General features: G+C 71.7%; 16 protein-coding genes. 10 read left to right on the forward strand and 6 right to left on the reverse strand.

The genetic code is table 11. From position 1 onward, the window contains the following. The first annotated feature begins 44 nt into the window (after nucleotides 1-44). Both BJ965_RS36025 and BJ965_RS36030 read left to right on the forward strand, forming a co-directional pair. Entirely contained in the window at nucleotides 45-854 is an 810-nt protein-coding gene (locus tag BJ965_RS36025; RefSeq protein ID WP_184915309.1) for an SDR family oxidoreductase, read from the forward strand. A gap of 66 nt (nucleotides 855-920) precedes the next feature. Next, complete coding sequence (locus BJ965_RS36030; RefSeq protein ID WP_184915312.1) at nucleotides 921-1,157, forward strand: hypothetical protein; 237 nt, start codon at nucleotides 921-923, stop codon at nucleotides 1,155-1,157. 24 nt (nucleotides 1,158-1,181) lie between these two features. On the opposite strand, the gene BJ965_RS36035 is transcribed toward BJ965_RS36030, so the two are convergent. The 4 genes from BJ965_RS36035 to BJ965_RS36050 all read right to left on the reverse strand — a co-directional run bounded on the left by BJ965_RS36035 (nucleotide 1,182) and on the right by BJ965_RS36050 (nucleotide 4,689). After that, nucleotides 1,182-1,727, reverse strand: a complete 546-nt coding sequence (locus BJ965_RS36035; protein ID WP_184915316.1) for a VanZ family protein — start codon at nucleotides 1,725-1,727, stop codon at nucleotides 1,182-1,184. Nucleotides 1,728-2,900: 1,173 nt separating this feature from the next. Then, nucleotides 2,901-3,563, reverse strand: coding sequence for a DUF4230 domain-containing protein (locus tag BJ965_RS36040; RefSeq protein WP_030845196.1), 663 nt, complete (start codon nucleotides 3,561-3,563; stop codon nucleotides 2,901-2,903). 105 nt (nucleotides 3,564-3,668) lie between these two features. Beyond that, nucleotides 3,669-4,046 (reverse strand): anti-sigma factor antagonist, encoded by a 378-nt coding sequence (locus BJ965_RS36045; RefSeq protein ID WP_030845194.1) that lies wholly within the window; start codon nucleotides 4,044-4,046, stop codon nucleotides 3,669-3,671. A gap of 205 nt (nucleotides 4,047-4,251) precedes the next feature. Continuing rightward, nucleotides 4,252-4,689, reverse strand: coding sequence for a MarR family winged helix-turn-helix transcriptional regulator (locus BJ965_RS36050; protein WP_184915319.1), 438 nt, complete (start codon nucleotides 4,687-4,689; stop codon nucleotides 4,252-4,254). Between the two features lie 103 nt (nucleotides 4,690-4,792). Here BJ965_RS36050 and BJ965_RS36055 point away from each other — a divergent pair, with 103 nt between their 5' ends. Further along, nucleotides 4,793-6,247, forward strand: coding sequence for an aldehyde dehydrogenase family protein (locus tag BJ965_RS36055; RefSeq protein ID WP_184915323.1), 1,455 nt, complete (start codon nucleotides 4,793-4,795; stop codon nucleotides 6,245-6,247). A gap of 23 nt (nucleotides 6,248-6,270) precedes the next feature. After that, entirely contained in the window at nucleotides 6,271-7,377 is a 1,107-nt protein-coding gene (locus BJ965_RS36060; protein ID WP_184915326.1) for an NAD(P)-dependent alcohol dehydrogenase, read from the forward strand. A gap of 21 nt (nucleotides 7,378-7,398) precedes the next feature. Here the strand turns inward: BJ965_RS36060 and BJ965_RS36065 are convergent, their stop codons facing one another. Then, on the reverse strand, nucleotides 7,399-8,349 hold the full coding sequence (locus tag BJ965_RS36065) for an NADP-dependent oxidoreductase (RefSeq protein ID WP_184915329.1): 951 nt from the start codon (nucleotides 8,347-8,349) through the stop codon (nucleotides 7,399-7,401). Between the two features lie 71 nt (nucleotides 8,350-8,420). On the opposite strand from BJ965_RS36065, the gene BJ965_RS36070 reads away from it, so the two are divergent. The 6 genes from BJ965_RS36070 (at nucleotide 8,421) to BJ965_RS36095 (ending at nucleotide 14,025) form a co-directional block, all read left to right on the forward strand. Next, nucleotides 8,421-9,365, forward strand: coding sequence for a GlxA family transcriptional regulator (locus BJ965_RS36070; RefSeq protein WP_184915332.1), 945 nt, complete (start codon nucleotides 8,421-8,423; stop codon nucleotides 9,363-9,365). Between the two features lie 286 nt (nucleotides 9,366-9,651). Further along, entirely contained in the window at nucleotides 9,652-11,412 is a 1,761-nt protein-coding gene (locus BJ965_RS36075) for an ATP-binding protein (RefSeq protein ID WP_184915335.1), read from the forward strand. Nucleotides 11,413-11,416: 4 nt separating this feature from the next. Then, the gene (locus BJ965_RS36080; RefSeq protein WP_003994857.1) at nucleotides 11,417-11,827 is read left to right on the forward strand and encodes a roadblock/LC7 domain-containing protein; all 411 of its coding nucleotides are present in this window, start codon (nucleotides 11,417-11,419) and stop codon (nucleotides 11,825-11,827) included. After that, nucleotides 11,824-12,195, forward strand: a complete 372-nt coding sequence (locus tag BJ965_RS36085) for a DUF742 domain-containing protein (RefSeq protein ID WP_030845180.1) — start codon at nucleotides 11,824-11,826, stop codon at nucleotides 12,193-12,195. The genes BJ965_RS36080 and BJ965_RS36085 overlap by 4 nt, the downstream gene beginning before the upstream one ends. Beyond that, nucleotides 12,176-12,778 carry a GTP-binding protein gene (locus BJ965_RS36090; RefSeq protein WP_184915338.1) on the forward strand — a complete coding sequence of 201 codons (603 nt, stop codon included), beginning with the start codon at nucleotides 12,176-12,178 and terminating at the stop codon, nucleotides 12,776-12,778. Before BJ965_RS36085 ends, BJ965_RS36090 begins: the two co-directional genes overlap by 20 nt. Then, nucleotides 12,775-14,025, forward strand: coding sequence for a cytochrome P450 (locus BJ965_RS36095; RefSeq protein WP_184915340.1), 1,251 nt, complete (start codon nucleotides 12,775-12,777; stop codon nucleotides 14,023-14,025). Before BJ965_RS36090 ends, BJ965_RS36095 begins: the two co-directional genes overlap by 4 nt. Before the next feature lie 198 nt (nucleotides 14,026-14,223). On the opposite strand, the gene BJ965_RS36100 is transcribed toward BJ965_RS36095, so the two are convergent. Continuing rightward, nucleotides 14,224-15,954: a hypothetical protein gene (locus BJ965_RS36100; protein WP_313667564.1), complete on the reverse strand. Its 1,731-nt coding sequence runs from the start codon at nucleotides 15,952-15,954 to the stop codon at nucleotides 14,224-14,226. Nucleotides 15,955-15,988: the final 34 nt, after the last annotated feature.

Here is a 15,988-nt window from a genome sequence, read left to right on the forward strand (position 1 = left end):
TACTGCGATGCCTCGTCCCGGCCCCGTCGACGAGGAGGCTCTTCATGTCCGCCCCCAGCGCGTCACCCGGCAAGGTCGCCGTGATCACCGGCGCCGACTCCGGCATCGGCCGCGCCACGGCCGTACGCCTGGCGCAGGCGGGCATGGATATCGGCATCACCTATCACAGCGACCGCAAGGGCGCGGAGGAGACGGCCGGCGAAGTGCGCTCGCACGGGCGGCGGGCCGAGGTCGCCCGGATGGACCTCACCCGGCTGCCCGACGCCGCCGACACCGTCGACGACCTGTGCGAGCGGCTCGGCCGCATCGACGTGCTGGTCAACAACGCCGGGACCGGCACCATGACGCCCTTCCTCGACCTGGAGCTGTCCGACGTGCGCGAGGTCCTGGACGTAGATCTCGTGGGGCCGTTCCTGTGCGGGCAGAAGGCGGCCCGGCACATGATCGCGCACGGCGAGGGGGGCCGGATCGTCAACGTCACGTCGGTCCACGAACACCAGCCGCGGGCGGGCGCCGCCCCTTACTGCGCGGCCAAGGGCGGTCTCGGCCTGCTCACCCAGGTCATGGCGCTCGAACTGGCCGAGCACCGCATCACCGTCAACGCGGTCGCGCCCGGCGAGATCTCCACGCCCATGACCGGGCAGGAGGACACCGACCCGCACACCGAGAGCCGCCCGGGCATCCCGCTCGGCCGGCCCGGCGACGCCCGCGAGGTCGCCGCCGTCATCGCCTTCCTCGCCGGCCCGGACGCCTCGTACGTCACCGGCGCGTCCTGGAGCGTCGACGGCGGCATGCTCCGGATGGGCCCGCAGGCCGGTTCACACCTGTCCGGTCACGACTGGCGCCGCCCCTGAGCGGCGGGGCGGACCGGCGGGCGCCCTGGACCCGCGCCGGCGCCGGTCGCGTTCTACGCTCGATGCATGACCGAAAGTGCGAGCCTGTACATAACCCACCCGCGGATCATGGTGCTCGGGGTACAGCCGGGCACACCGCCGTTCCGGATCGTGCAGATCGATGGCGAGGTGGTCGGGGAGGCCCGGGCCGTCACCGACGTGCTGGCCGCCGCGGCCGCGTTCGGGATCACCGTGCACGACATGGACGATCCGGACGTGGTCCGCTGGGTCGGCGGCGACAAGTTCACCTGGACCGTGCACTAGGCCCTGGACCTCGACGTGCGGGCCCTAGACCTCGTCGGCCGACGGTTCCTTCCCCGCCCGGCCCGCGCGCGGCTTGCGCGCGTGCACGGCCCTGCTGAGGCGACGGCCCAGGAGCAGGTAGCCGATCAGCGCGCCCGTCGTGTTGAGGATGACGTCGTCGATGTCGAAGGCGCGGCCGGTGACCAGGGCGCCCTGGGCGAACTCCACCAGGAGCATCACGATCGCGGTGAGGAGCAGCACGCGCAGGATGCCGCGGGTGCGGGGGGCGACCACGGGCACGAGGATGCCGAAGGGAATGCCCAGCAGGATGTTGCCGCCGATCTGCTTGAAGGCGTCCCGCAGTTCGGGCTGGTCGAGGTAGGCCTTCAGGGAACTGCCCGGCTGCAGATTGCTGTGGGTCAGCGCTTCCGAGGCGGGTGAGGGCTGCAGGGTCAGCCGGGCCAGCACCACGGCGAAGGCCACCATGAACGTGAACGCGCACAGCATCGCCAGCAGCCGGGCGGGCCACGGGAGCGGGCGTCGCTCGCTCCCGGACCCGGTGGTCCGGGGACGTGAGGCTGCACTGGCCATGGAAAGTCCTCCAGTCTTCAACGTCCCTGCGTGACAGGGCGGTTACCCCCGGTCGGGCCGAAGATGCCGTGGGGGGTTGTTACCGGCCACGGTCCCCGGCGGTGTCGCCGGGGACCGTTACCCTCGGTTTGCCCGCGATCCGCCGGGGCACTCCCGGCGGGAAGCGGCCGCGTCCCGCCGCCTGGGCGGTGCACGGACGACCGCCCCGTGGCTCCGGGCGGGCGGAGGTGGCGTGTGCACAGGCTCGCCGCACCGAGGCTGTCTGTGTCACTTGCCCTCGACCTGCTCGAGCCCGCCGTCGGTGCGCGTCGAACGCGTGAAGACGGAACTCCGCTCGGCCGCCGACGCGCCGGCCGCCGGCGGAGGGAGCCCGCGGGCGTCGGGGCCGGGCTGTTCGGAGAGGCGGGCGCCGGACGGCAGGAGCGGACCCGCGGCGACCGGTGCCGCCCTCCTCGGCGCGCTCGCTGCCGGGGCCGCGCGACGGGCGGTGCCCCGCCGGAAACGGCTGGATCCGCGCCGCGACACTCGCCCTGGGCCCCGGTCCGACCGCGGCCCTGTGGGGTGTCGCCCATGGCCCGTCGCGGCGCCGGGGCGTCGCGCGGAACCCGTCCGCCGCGGTCGCCTGACCGGGCCACCGCTCCTCGCCCAGGGCTACGACCGCCCCTTCTACGTCGGTCTCGCCCTGGTCCTGGCCCCGCTCGGCCCGGTGGGCACGCGCGCCTTCGCCCATCTCCTCGCCGACGACTCACCCCCCCGCCAGGAGCGTCACCCGGGCGGGACCGACCGGGAGACGGCGAAGCTCCCCGTGATCGGAGCCCTGCGGACCGACAACTCGTCGCCTCACGCGCCCGGGCCGGCGGGACGCGAGCCGCGGACACACGGGGGAGGGGAACGCCGCCGTGGACCAACCCCTCGGCGGTCTCGGCCTCGCCGGACCGCCCCCTTCGCCACCGCGCTCGGCAAGTCCGTCGCGGAGGAACCCGTGGGCGCCGCGCTCACCGGGCTGTGCGAGCGCGCTCACCGTGGTGGCGGTGCTGCGCGTCGCCGCCCGGGTGGTCCTCGGCCGCCGGCCGCGGGCACCCGAGGAAGGCGACGGCTACGGGACGACGGGGTCCGGCGAGGGGCCCGGCAGCGATCGTGCCGGGCCCCGGGCCCCATCACCGTGGGAGCTGCTCAGCTCCCGTACGAGACACGCACCTCCTTGAAGCCAAGGGAGCGCAGCAGGCCTTCGAGCATGCCGGTGGTGTTCGACTCGGCGCGCGCGGTCAGCTCGCTCTCCTTCGCCGCGTCGCCGATGTGCCGCACCGCGAGCTTCTGCACGGCCTGCTCCCCGTTGGGGTTGTCCGAGAAGAGGTCGCCGAGGCGGTCGAAGAGACCACGCTGCTTGGAGACCGCGTAGGAGCGGTCGGGGTCGAGGGCGGGCTTGCCCAGCTGCGCGTGCGGCAGCCGGAGCGTGGCGGACGTGCGGTCGCCGTTGACCTTCACGTCGTTCTCGCCGATCTTGCCCAGGTCGACATAGGCGTCGACGGTGCCGGCGCCCACGTACAGGGTGCGGGTGCCGCGGATCGCGTCGGGCAGGAGCTTGGCATCCTTTTCCAGGTCCACGACGACCTGGAAGTTGCCGGAGGCGGCGTCGTAGCGGCTGATGTCCTGGATGGACTTCAGCAGCGCGGGACCGGACCGGTCGTGCGTCTCGGTGCCGAACAGGTCCTTCAAACCCGGGAGCACGCTCAGCCGGAGCCCGGCGAAGAACACGACCAGCACCAGCACGAGTGCGGCCACCACCTTCGCCCAGCCGGGCATGCGCCTGGGGAGGCGCTTGACGGGAGTCGTCATGCGACGGCCCTCCTTCCTACTGTCCGGATGCCCGCCACACCTCCTGCCAGACCGCCGAGTTGAGGATGGGACGACTCCGGTGGAAGCACGCGGGGCGCGCGTCCGTCAGGGGCGGGACGTCGCCTCGGGCTGCTCCAGGGCGGCGTCCAGCGTCGGCTGCGGAGGCAGCAGCCGGGACAGGCCGGTGATCCGCAGGACGCGCAGCGTCAGCGGGTGCGCGCAGACGAGGAGCACATGGCCCCGCCGGTCGAGCACCCGGCTGCGGGCCCGGTACAGCAGTCGCAGTCCCGAGCAGTCGAAGAAGTCGATCCGGCTGAGGTCGATCACGATCCGGGCGGCGGGGCGGTCGGTCTCCCGGTCCAGGTGCGGGGAGATCTCCGCGGCCGCGGCGAGGTCGATCTCGCCGCGGAACTCCAGCACCGTGTGTCCCCGTTCCTGACGGACGCGCAGATGCCGGGTGAGCGGTGCAGGTTCCTGCCGCACGACGAGATCGCCTCCAGCCTGCTCCGTGCGTGGGGAGGGGCGACGGCCTCAACGCCGTTCCCCGCTCTGCAAGTTACCCTCCAACGAGTGAATTTGAGCATGTTCGATTGACATATGTCTTTGAATTCCGGCCGAGTTGGCCGACGTTCACGCCGGGGCGTACGCGGGCGTGATTCCGGGGGCGCGTAGCGGCGGCCCGGCGCAGCTACGACAGGGCGTGCCAGGCCTTGGTGAGCGCTTGACGGAACTGCTCGGTCTGGTGCGCGGTGAGGTCGTGCACCATCCGCTCCTCCAGTTCCCGGACGGGCCCGGCATGCCGGGCCAGCAGCTCACGGCCGGAGTCGGTGAGCAGGATCAGCAGCTCCCGGCGGTTGCGGGGATTGCGCTCCCGGAGCACGAGTCCGCGGCCCTCCAGGGAACGGACCAGGTCCGCGATGGACTGGGCGGTGACGAAGGAGTCGCGCGCCAGCTGGGCCGCGGACAGCCCGTCGTGCCGTTCGAGCACGGTCAGCGCCGTGTACTGCAGAGCGGTGATCCCGGAGGGTCTGACCAGCTCGTCCAGATGGGAGCGCACGACGAGCTCCACCTGCTTGACCATGTAGAGCAGGGAGGGGGACGCCTTGGTCACCGGTGTGTCGAGCATGGAGGCAGGCTAGACCATTGACAGGAAACCTGTCCGTAAAGAGACTGCGCACAGACAGGAAACCTGTTTGTTGAAATCTTGGCGACGACGCTGAGGAGTGGCGATGACCACCTTCGAGAGCACACCCGGGCAGCTGTTCATCGGGGGCCGCTGGCACGAGGCCGCGGACGGGGCGCGCACCGAGGTGATCGACCCCTCCCGGGGCAGGGCCGTCACCACCGTCGCCGAGGCGGGCCCCGCCGACGTCGACGCGGCCGTACGCGCCGCCCGCGAGGCCTTCGACGACGGCGCATGGTCCGGACTGAGCGGCCGCGAGCGCGGCCGGGTGCTGCAGCGCGTCGCGCAGCTGATCCGGGAGAACGCCGACGAGCTCGCCGCACTGGAGAGCCTCGACGTCGGCAAGCCGATCACGCTGTGCGGCGCGGTCGACGTCACCAACGCCGCCAACGACTACGAGTACTACGCCCATCTCGCCCAGAGCCAGGACGGGGCACTGCGCGATCTCCCCATGAACGCCCTCGCCTACACCAAGCGCGAGCCCCTGGGCGTGGTCGCCGCGATCACCCCGTTCAACTTCCCACTGATCCTGGCCGGTTCGAAGCTCGCCCCGGCGCTGGCGGCCGGCAACACGGTCGTCCACAAGCCGGCCGACGAGACACCGCTCAGCGCCCTGTACATGGCCCGGCTGCTCCAGGAGGCCGGCGTCCCCGACGGCGTGGTCAACGTCGTGACCGGCACCGGCCCGGTGGCGGGGGAGGCGCTGCTGCGGCACCGGGGTGTGGACAAGGTCGCCTTCACCGGTTCCACAGCGATCGGCCGGCACGTGGCGAGCGTCGCCGGGGAGGCGCTGAAGCCCGTCACCATGGAACTCGGCGGGAACGCCGCCCACATCGTCTTCGAGGACGCCGACCTGGAGAAGGCGGTCGGCTCGGTCATCAAGGGATTCGTCTTCAACACCGGCCAGTTCTGCATGGGTGGCCCGCGCCTGCTGGTGGCCCGCTCGGTGTACCCGACCCTGCTCGGCATCCTCGCCGAGGCCGTGCCCGGTGTGCCGGTCGGCGACCCCCGCGACCCGGCCACGGTCATCGGCCCGATGGCCGCAGAGAAGCACCTGAAGAAGGTCGAGGAGTACGTCGCCCTGGCCCGCCTGGAGGGCGCCCGCATCGTCTGCGGCGGCGAGCGGCTCGACCTCGACGGCGGCTACTACTACAAGCCCACCGTCATCGCCGACCTGGCGAACGACTCCCGGGTGATCCAGGAGGAGATCTTCGGGCCGGTCCTCACCGTGCAGCCCTTCGACGACGAGGACGAGGCCGTCGCCCTCGCCAACTCCACGCCGTACGGCCTGGCCTCGGGCGTCCAGACCAGCCACCTCGCCCGCGCCCACCGGGTCGCCGACCGGCTCCAGGCCGGCATCGTCTGGATCAACGACTGGGCGATGCTCGACCCCGCGGTGCCCTTCGGCGGGGTGAAGGACTCCGGCTACGGCCGCGAGTACGGGCCCGAGGCACTCGCCGGTTACACCAAGGTCAAGTCCGTCGTCGTCTCGCTCGACTGAGACACCGTCAAGGAGCCATCGCGATGTCCACACCCACCCGAGCCGCGGTCGTCGAGTCCGGCGGCGCGCCCTTCACCCTCTCCGACGTCGTCCTCGACGCGCCGGGCCCGCACGAGGCGCTGGTCCGCATGGTCGCCACCGGCCTGTGCCACACCGACCTGGGGGTGGCGAGCGGCGGACTGCCCTTCCCGCTGCCCGGTGTCCTGGGCCACGAGGGCGCGGGCGTCGTCGAAGCCGTCGGCCCCGCCGTCACCGGCGTCGCGCCGGGCGACCACGTGCTGCTCTCCTTCACCTCCTGCGGCGACTGCCGCAACTGCCGCGGCGGGCATCCCGCGTACTGCGCGACCTGGCTGCCGCTGAACCTGCTCGGCGGCGGCCGGGCCGACGGGACGAGCACGATCAGCCGGGACGGCGTGAGCCTGGGCGGCCACTTCTTCGGCCAGTCCTCCTTCGCGGAGCTGGCGCTGGCCGACGAGCGCAGCCTGGTCAAGGTCGACCCGGATGTGCCGCTGGAGTCGATCGCCCCGCTGGGCTGCGGCGTGCAGACCGGGGTCGGGGCCGTGTGGAACGTCCTGAAGCCGGAGACCGGCGGCACGGTCGTCGTCCTGGGGGCCGGAGCGGTCGGCCTGTCGGCGGTGATGGCGGCCGCCCTGTCCCCGGCCACCAGGATCGTCGCCGTCGACCGGGTCGCCGAACGCCTGGCCCTCGCGGCGGAGCTGGGCGCCACCCACACCGTCGACACGAGCGGGACGGACCTTCTCCGGGCCCTCGCGGAGATCACCGGCGGGCAGGGCGCGGACGGGGTGGTGGAGACCACCGGCCATGTCGGTGTCCTGCGGCAGGGCGTCGACGCGCTCGCCGCCCGCGGCACCCTGGTCGTCGTCGGCGCCCCGCCCTTCGGTACCGAGGTCGCCCTGGACGTCAACGGCCTCCTCGGCGGCAAGCGGATCGTCGGTCTCACCCTCGGCGACAGCGAGACCCGGACCATGATCCCGGCCCTGGTCCACCTGGTGAAGAACGGCCGGCTCCCGCTGCACCGCCTGATCGGCACCTACCCCTTCGAGGACATCGACCGGGCGGTCCAGGACATGCGGTCCGGCAAGACGATCAAGCCGGTCCTGACGTTCTGACACCGCCCGCCCGGTGCCGGTTCAGTCGTTCAGCAGCACCAGCTTCCCCGTCGTACGGCCGGTGTCGCCGAGGGTGTGTGCCTCGGCGGCTCCGGCCAGGGGGAAGGTGCCGGCGATCGTGGCGCGCAGCTTCCCCGCCCCGGCCAGGTCCGCGATCGCCTCCATGCCGCCGCGGTCGGCGTCCACCAGCATCCGCAGCGCCCGGACGCCGAGCCGCTCGGCCTCCTCGTAGAGCTCGTCCGAGCCGCCCGGGAGGATCGACACCAGGACGCCGCCGGGGCGCAGCACGCGCAGCGAGCGCAGAGAGGTGTCCCCGCCGATCGTGTCCAGCACGACGTCGACGTCCTTCACGGCCTCGGTGACGTCCGTCTCGCGGTAGTCGATCGTCTCGTCGACGCCGATCTCGCGCAGGAACGCGTGCTTGCCCGCGCTCGCCGTGCCGACCACGTACGCGCCGCGCGCCTTGGCGATCTGCACCGCCACATGCCCGACCCCGCCGGCCGCGGCATGGATCAGCACCCGCTGCCCCGGCCGGAGGCCCGCGTGCTCGGTCAGCGCCTGCCAGGCGGTGAGCGAGACCAGCGGAAGCGCGCCCGCCTGGGTGTGGTCGACGGCGGCCGGCTTCCGGGTCAGGGCGCGGACGGGGGCGATGACGTACTCGGCGTGCGAGCCGTGGCCATAGGGATAGGGCAGCATGCCGAAGACCTCGTCACCGGGCGCGAAGGCCACGACGCCGATGCCGACCGCCTCCACCACCCCGGAGACGTCCCAGCCGAGGACGAAGGGCGGCTCGCCCAGGAACCCGCCGGTCGCGCGGTGCTTCCAGTCGGTCGGGTTGACCCCCGCGGCCCGCACCCGGACCAGTACCTCGTTCGGCTTCGGTACCGGGCGCTCGATCTCCACTTCCTTCAAGACCTCGGGACCGCCGAGGACGTCCTGGCTGATGGCTCGCATCGTGTTCTGTGTGCTCATGGTCAACCAGCGTGCCGTCCCCCACACCGCCCGCCAATGGCAAGATTGCCAACATTCGATAAGATCGTGCCATGCGGCGTGAGCGAGTGGTGGTCCTGGCCCTGGACGGGGTCTATCCCTTCGAGCTGGGCATCCCCAGCCGGATCCTCGGCGCGGCCGATGACCGCTACGAGGTCCTCACCTGCTCGGTCGACGGCCGTCCGGTGCGCACCAACGCGGACTTCGGCGTCACCGTGGAGCACGGCCCCGAAGCCCTGGCCACGGCCGGCACGGTGGTGATCGCGCCCGTGGCGCCCGCCCACCTGGCCGACGAGGTGTCCGACGACGTCCTGGCCGCGCTCGCGCTCATCCGCCCCGGCACCCGCATCGTCTCGATCTGCACCGGCGCCTTCGTCCTCGCCGCCGCCGGCCTCCTCGACGGCCGCCGGGCGACCACCCACTGGCAGGTCGCCGACCGGTTCCGGCGCATGTTCCCGCGTGTCGACCTCGACCCGGACGTGCTGTTCGTCGACGACCATCCGTTCCTCACCTCCGCCGGGGCCGCCTCCGGTGTGGACATCTGCCTGCATCTCGTCCGCAAGGACCACGGCAGCAAGCTGGCCAACAGCGTCGCCCGCCGCTGTGTCGTCCCGCCCTTCCGGGACGGCGGCCAGGCCCAGTACATCGAGCAGCCCGTCCCCGAGCAGGGCGCCGCGAGCACCGCCGGCACCCGAGCCTGGGCCCTGGAGCGCCTCGACGAACCGCTGACTCTCGCCGATCTCTCCGGCCACGCCCGGATGAGCCAGCGCACCTTCGCCCGCCGCTTCCACGACGAGGTGGGCCTGAGTCCCGGCCGCTGGCTGATCCAGCAGCGCGTGGTCCGGGCCCGGCACCTGCTCGAATCCAGTGACCTGACCGTGGATCAGATCGCCGGCCGGGTCGGCTTCGCGACCGGCGCATCCCTGCGGCAGCACCTGAACGCGGCGATCGGGGTCTCCCCGCAGGCCTACCGCCGCACGTTCCAGACCGCCCGCTGACCTCCGCGACCTCGGCGTACGTCACGGTCCGCGGCCTGCCGCAGGCCTGACGCGCCGCCAATTCCATTGACAGCAAAGCCATTTGTCGACCTGTTGTCTTCTGTCAGAGCGTGACGGAACCCTCACCTCCGGCGGGTGGTCGCGGTTGATCCTTTCGGGTCCAAACCCGATAAGGTTCCAATCGGCGCTGCGAGTTGACGCGATCGCGTCCGATCGACTCGCGGTGCGTACTCATGAGTGCGATCCACACCCCCCCTGTTCGTTCGTGTTGCTTCGAAGGATGCAGATGGAACTCGCCACTCCGCCACCGGCGGCGCGGGCCCCTGTCGCCTGGTACAGCTGGTGGTTGATGCCGCTGGGCTTGGGAGGCGGGACCGTTGCCGCCACGTTCATGAGCTCGGAGCGAATAACCGTGGCCGTCGCCGGAGTCGCGGCGACGGCTGCCAGCGCCGTGTGTGTACGCCTGCTGCTGCGCACCCGGTCCCAACTGCACCGGGCGGAGGGTTCCTTCCGCGCCACGCAGGCCGAGCACAACCAGCAGTGGCAGCAGCATATGGCGGGACTCGAACGCAAGTTCGCCGCCGAGCGTGCCGGCCTGGAAGCGCAGCTCAACGAGCAGAGCGCGACGTACGAGCGGCGCCTGGCCGACCAGAGCGCCACGTACGAGACGCAGCTCGCCGACCAGAGCGCCACCTACGAGTCACAGCTCACCGAACGGTCCCGGGCCTATGAGGAACGGCTGGCCGAGCAGGCCACGTCCTACGAGGCCCAGCTCGCAGACCAGGCCGAGGTCTGGCAGGAGCAGCTGTCCCACCAGCTCGCCGCGGTCGCCCGGCTCGCCGACGAGCAGCTGCCCGCCGCGATGGAGAAGCTGCGCGCCGGCGACGCCATCGACGACCTGCTGCCCACGGTCAGCCAGTGCGCCAAGGTCGGCTCGGAACTCCAGGCCGAACTGCGCAAGCTGCTGCGCACCTCCCTGATCGGGCTGGAGGCGGAGTTCGACCGCTCCACCTCCGCCGAGCAGGCCGTGATCAGCATCGGCAACCGCATCCACGTCCTCACCAGCAAGCTCCGCGGCCGGTTGCACGAGATGCAGGGCGAGCACGGCCGGCTGCCGGCCGTCGCCCGCGGTCTCATGGAGCTCGACCAGGAGCTCGGCCCCGCCGACTCGCTCGCCGCGAGCATCGGAGTGCTCGGCGGCTCCGACCGGCCCGGCCGCCAGTGGCAGGAGCCCCAGCGGCTGCTCAGCGTCGTGCGCGGCGGCATCGGCCGGATCAAGGACTTCCACCGGATCCAGGTGCGCCACCTGCCCGAACTCGGCGTCGACGGCGGCCTCGTCGACCACCTCACGCTGGTCCTGGCCCACCTGCTGGACAACGCGGCCCGCTACTCGCCGCCCACCGAGCCGGTGCTCATCTCCGGCAAGGAGGTCCCCAACGGCGTCGGCATCGAGATCCAGGACTCCGGCAAGGGGCTGAGCGAGGAGAAGAAGCGCGAGGCCGAACACGCCCTCGCGGGCACCGCGCCCGGCGCCGGACTCGGCGGCATCACCGAGGACGCCAGCATCGGCCTGCGCGTCGTCGGCGCCCTTGCCCGCCGCTACGGCATCCGCGTCACCTTCGCGGACTCGCCGTGGCTCGGTACCTCCGTGGTGATCGTGGTCCCGCACAAGTACTTCAGCCCGCTGCCCACGGCCGCGACCGCGCCGTCCGCGCCCGCCCCGCAGGCCCGCACCGCCACCGCGGCCCCGGCTCGCGAGACGGCCACCGTGCCCGAACCACGGGCCGCGCAGGCGGAGGCCGGGGAGACCACGCCCGGTGGACTGCCCCGGCGCCGCAGCAAGCGGAGCGAGACGGAGGCGCCCAGGCCGGCCGAGCGGACCGACCGGGGCCCGGTGGCCGCCGTCCCGCCGGACGCGTCCTTCTCGGGTCTCGCCGCCTTCGCCACCGCCGGACGCGACGCGGCGGAGGCCACCGAGGCGGCCGGCGACCGCGACACCCTCGCCGGCCGCGAGTACACCGAGCACCGCACCGAAGAGAGCGACTAGTCCCATGACGCAACAAGGAACAGATGTGAGCTGGGCGCTCCGCGATCTCGTCGAGAGCATCCAGGAGATCCGCTTCGCCCTCGTGGCCTCCAGCGACGGCAAGGCCATCACCTCCTACGGCGCCGAAGACCCCGACGACGTCGACCGCTTCGCCGCCGTGGTGGCCGGCCTGCAGGCCCTCGCCCAGCCGGTCGCCGAACAGTTCCCCAAGTACGCCGGGCAGCTGCGCCTCGCGATGATCGAGGTGGACGGCGGGCACCTCTTCGTCGTGCGCGCGGGCGTGGAGACGTACCTCGGCGTCCTCGCCAGGGAAGGCCTCGACCAGGGCCTGCTCGGTCACCAGATGAGGGACCTGGCCCGCAGGATGGGTGAACTCCTCGGCACCACTCCGCGCCTGGAGGAGCACTCTGGATGAGTGCTCCCCGCAGACCGTCGGACCCGTCCGGTCTCGAGCGCTACTACGTCCTCACCGGCGGGCGCAGCGGACCGGGCGGTTCGGCGTCGAGCCTCGACGTGGCGACCCTCGTCGTCTCCCGCGCCGCCCCGTTACCGGGCATGCAGCACGAGCACGAGGAGATCCTCCGCCGCTGCCGCGACCCGCTGTCGGTCGCCGAGCTCGGCGCTCACCTCGGGCTCCCCTTCAACATTCTCGCGGTGCTGCTGTCGGACCTGCTGGACGCAGGTCGCGTCGAAGCCCGTAACCCCATCCCGGCACACGAAGCCGGCCGCGGGCCCGACCTCGCGCTCCTTGAGGAGGTACTGAGTGGACTTGAAAGGCTTTGACCAACCCGGAGGCTCGGCCGGGGACACCCGTTCGGTGAAGGTGATGATCGCCGGCGGGTTCGGCACCGGGAAGACCACGATGGTCCGGTCGGTCAGCGACATCAAGCCGCTCACCACCGAGGAGACCCTCACCCAGGCCAGTGCCGACGTCGACCATCTCATCGGCGTCGCCGACAAGACGCAGACCACCGTCAGCCTGGACTTCGGCAAGATCGGCATCAACGAGAGCCTGGTGCTGTACCTGTTCGGCACGCCCGGGCAGGAACGCTTCTGGTTCCTGTGGAACGGGCTGTTCAAGGGGGCCCTCGGCGCCGTCGTCCTGGTGGACACGCGCCGCCTGGAGTCCAGTTTCCGGGCGATCGAGGAGATGGAACGGCTGGAAGTCCCCTTCGTGGTCGCGCTGAACGTCTTCCCCGACTCGGGGAACTACCCGGTCGAGGAGATCCGGGACGCCCTGGACATACCCGAGCACACCCCGGTCGTGGCCTTCGACGCCCGTGACCGGGCCTCCAGCCGGGACGTCCTGGTCGCACTGATCCACCATCTGAAGCAACGCTCGGCCGTGGCCCTGGAGCCCCGATGAACGACTCGACCGAATCCGGACTCCAGGCCGTGCGGGGCTGCCCCGTCGCCCATCACGGGGCCGACCTGACCCGGCTGTACGGCCCGGACGCCGCGACCGACCCGATGGGCATCTACGAGCGGCTGCGCAAGGAGCACGGCTCGGTCGCGCCGGTCCTGCTCGAAGGCGACGTACCCGCCTGGCTGGTGCTCGGCTACCGCGACAACCGGCGGGTGCTCGACAACCCCCGCCAGTTCAGCCGGGACGCGAGGATCTGGCGGGACTGGCGGGAGGGCCGGATCGAGGAGACCTCGCCGATCATGCCGATGGTCGGCTGGCGCCCCGACTGTGTGTCCCAGGACGGCGAACCGCACCGCAGGCTGCGCGGCGCCGTCACCGACGGGTTGCAGGCGGCGACCACCCGGGGCGTCCGGCGGCACGTCACGCACTTCGCGAACAAGCGGATCGACGCGTTCGTCGACGCCGGAAGCGCCGACCTCGTGGCCGACTACGCCGAGCAACTGCCGATGCTCGTGCTGACCAGGATGCTGGGCCTACCCGCGGCGGACGGGCTGCGCCTGATCGAGTCGTGCGCCCAGGTCTTCAAGGGTGGTGAGGGCGCCCTCGAGCACAACGACCGGATCATGCAGATCCTCGGGGAACTCGCCGAGCGCAAGCGGGCCGAGCCGGGCTCCGACTTCGCCACGGCCCTGCTGGAGCACCCGGCCGGCCTCGACCACGACGAGGTCGTCAGCCATCTGCGCCTGGTGCTGATCGCCGCCCACACCACCACCAGCAACCTGCTGGCCCGGGTCCTGCAACGGGTCCTCACCGACGCCGCCCGGCTGTCCGGTCTGGTCAGCGGGGAGCTGAACATCTCCTCGGTGGTGGAAGAGGTCATGTGGGACATCCCACCGCTGTCCGTGCTGCCGGGCCGGTTCGCGACCGCCGACCTGGAGCTCGGAGGCCATCACGTCCAGGAGGGAGAGCTGCTCATCCTGGGCCTGGCCGCCGGCAACCTCGACCCGGAGGTACGGCCCGACTCGGCCGTCGCCGTGCAGGGCAACCAGTCGCATCTGGCGTTCAGCGCCGGACCGCACGAGTGCCCGGGGCAGACCATCGGTCAGTCCATCATCGAGGTCGGCGTGGACGTCCTGCTGCACCGGCTGCCGGACCTGCGCCTGGCCGTACCGCCGGAAGAACTCGGCTCGACCGCCTCCACGTGGGAGTCCCGGCTGGACAGCCTGCCGGTCGAGTTCACCGTCTAGGCCACGTCGGCAGCCTGTTGCCCGGCCGGTTTCCGGCCGGGCAACGCCGTGCGTGGGTGCAGGCGGTGGCTCACACGCTCAGCGGGCCGTCGACCGAGCTGCGTCCGGGGAGGCCTCGCGGTGCCGCGACGTCGTCCTCTTCATCGCCCTTCGGCCCGGGCCGTTCTGGGCACGGCCCGGGCCTTCAGGGGTGAGGCGTCAGCCGTCGAGCCAGTCGCCCGCGACGCCCGTGGGACGGTATCCCGTGGCGTTCCAGAGGAAATGCGGGTGGGCACAGCCGAACATGTAGGCGAGCAGTGCGGTGTCCTCCCTTCCGGTCTGAGGGTCGTGCAGGGCGTGGAACCTCTCGGATCCGACTACGCCGGCGTCTTGCTGGACATGACGGGCGCGGTCCGGCGAGGGTGCGTCGCGGGATGCCTCAACGGCGGCGATGTAGGTGCGGCGCAGGATCTCCCAGGTGCTGTCCGTGTCGCCGGACCAGGGGCCGTGCAGTGCCTCGAAGGCATGGAGCTCGGCGTCGAAGAGGGGCCATGTCCGGGGGAACTGGGCTCGACAGCGTGCGGACAGCTCGGCGGTCCGGGCGCTCAGTGCAGGTGCGGTGGGCCGCGGGGCGAAGGTGAGGGTGGTGCCGTGGGTGAGGATGCCGGTGCACGGGTTGGGCTGCAGGTCGCACAGCGGGCACTCCTCGGCCGGGGGGAGGCCCTGGGTGATGCCGTCGAACCACAGGGCGTGGCGGCCCGTGAGCCCCATCCAGACGATGGTGGTGGTCAGCAGCCAGGTGTTCCACATCGGGCTGTGGGCCTCGGGCGTGCAGCCGTACTTGACGAGGGCTATCGCGCAGGCGGCGTAGAGCGCCTTGGTGTGGGTGGGCATGTCGGCGAGCCAGAAGTTGCTGATCTCGCCGGTGAGGGCGTCGGCCCGTACATCGGCCATGTCGTCGATGACGCGGCACAGCAGCAGGGAGGCGAGGTTCTCCTCCTGCCAGAGTTCGGTGTCGGGGGCCACGTGCCAGAACAGGCAGTCCAGCATCTGCAGGGCTGAGTAGGCGCCCTGGTCGAGCGGGTTGGTCTGGGGGAGCGTGACGCCGCCCGCGTCGTGCTGTTGGAGCCAGTACTCGTCGACGGATCGCTTGTGGGCCGCGAAGAGTCCGGAGACCAGGGCCCGTGCGCTGTTGGTGCTGAAATTCTCGGCCAGGCGGCCTTCGACGTGTTGGGTGAGGCGCGTGGTGTCGATAGTGTCGACCACGCGTTTGTATTCGTGGAAGACGAGGATGTCGTCCTCGAAGCGGTGGCGGTGGCCGAGGTCTCGTTCGAGGTCGTTCATCTGCCGGGTCCAGGACCATCCACCGGTCAGGACGCTGTCGAGCTCCCGGCGGTGTGGCCAGGTCTTGACGGTGAGGGGGCGGCCGGCGCTCTGCCGCCAGCGGTAGTCGTCCAGCGTACGTGCGGGGGGCGTGGGCAGCCGACGGCACAACGGGCAGGCGCAGACGCTTGTCTGTTCCTCCTCGCGCGACGGGGTGATTGCCCGGCTCCGCCAGGCCCCTTCCAGCATCGCGCAGGTCAGTCTGCAGACCTCGATGTCGGTGCCGACCTGGGGGAAGGCTGCTTCGATCATGCGCAGGCTCGTGTCGAGGTGCCTCAGCCTGGCGTAGCCCTCCTCGTCGGGCGGGAGGAACGCGGGCCGCGCCAGATGGAGGGCTCCCTCCACCTGCAGCGTGGTGCTGGAGTGGGGGGAGCCGAATGCGTTCAGCCGCTGCTGAGCGGCGTTCTGGGACCTTCGGTACTGCTCCGTGCTCACCTTGATGTGTTTCAGCAGGAGGCGGGCCAGGCTGTTCCCCGCCTCCGTGGGGTGGAGCTGGGCGCTTGTCTGCGCCGGGAGCGAGCTGTCGGCGGACGCCTTCGGAACAGCACCTGCGACTCGAGATTTCACACCGGTCTCCCAATGAGCTGTGGTCCTGGCAACG

Origin of the sequence: Streptomyces luteogriseus, assembly GCF_014205055.1 — a bacterium.
In the GTDB taxonomy this organism is placed as follows: Bacteria; Actinomycetota; Actinomycetes; order Streptomycetales; family Streptomycetaceae; genus Streptomyces; species Streptomyces luteogriseus.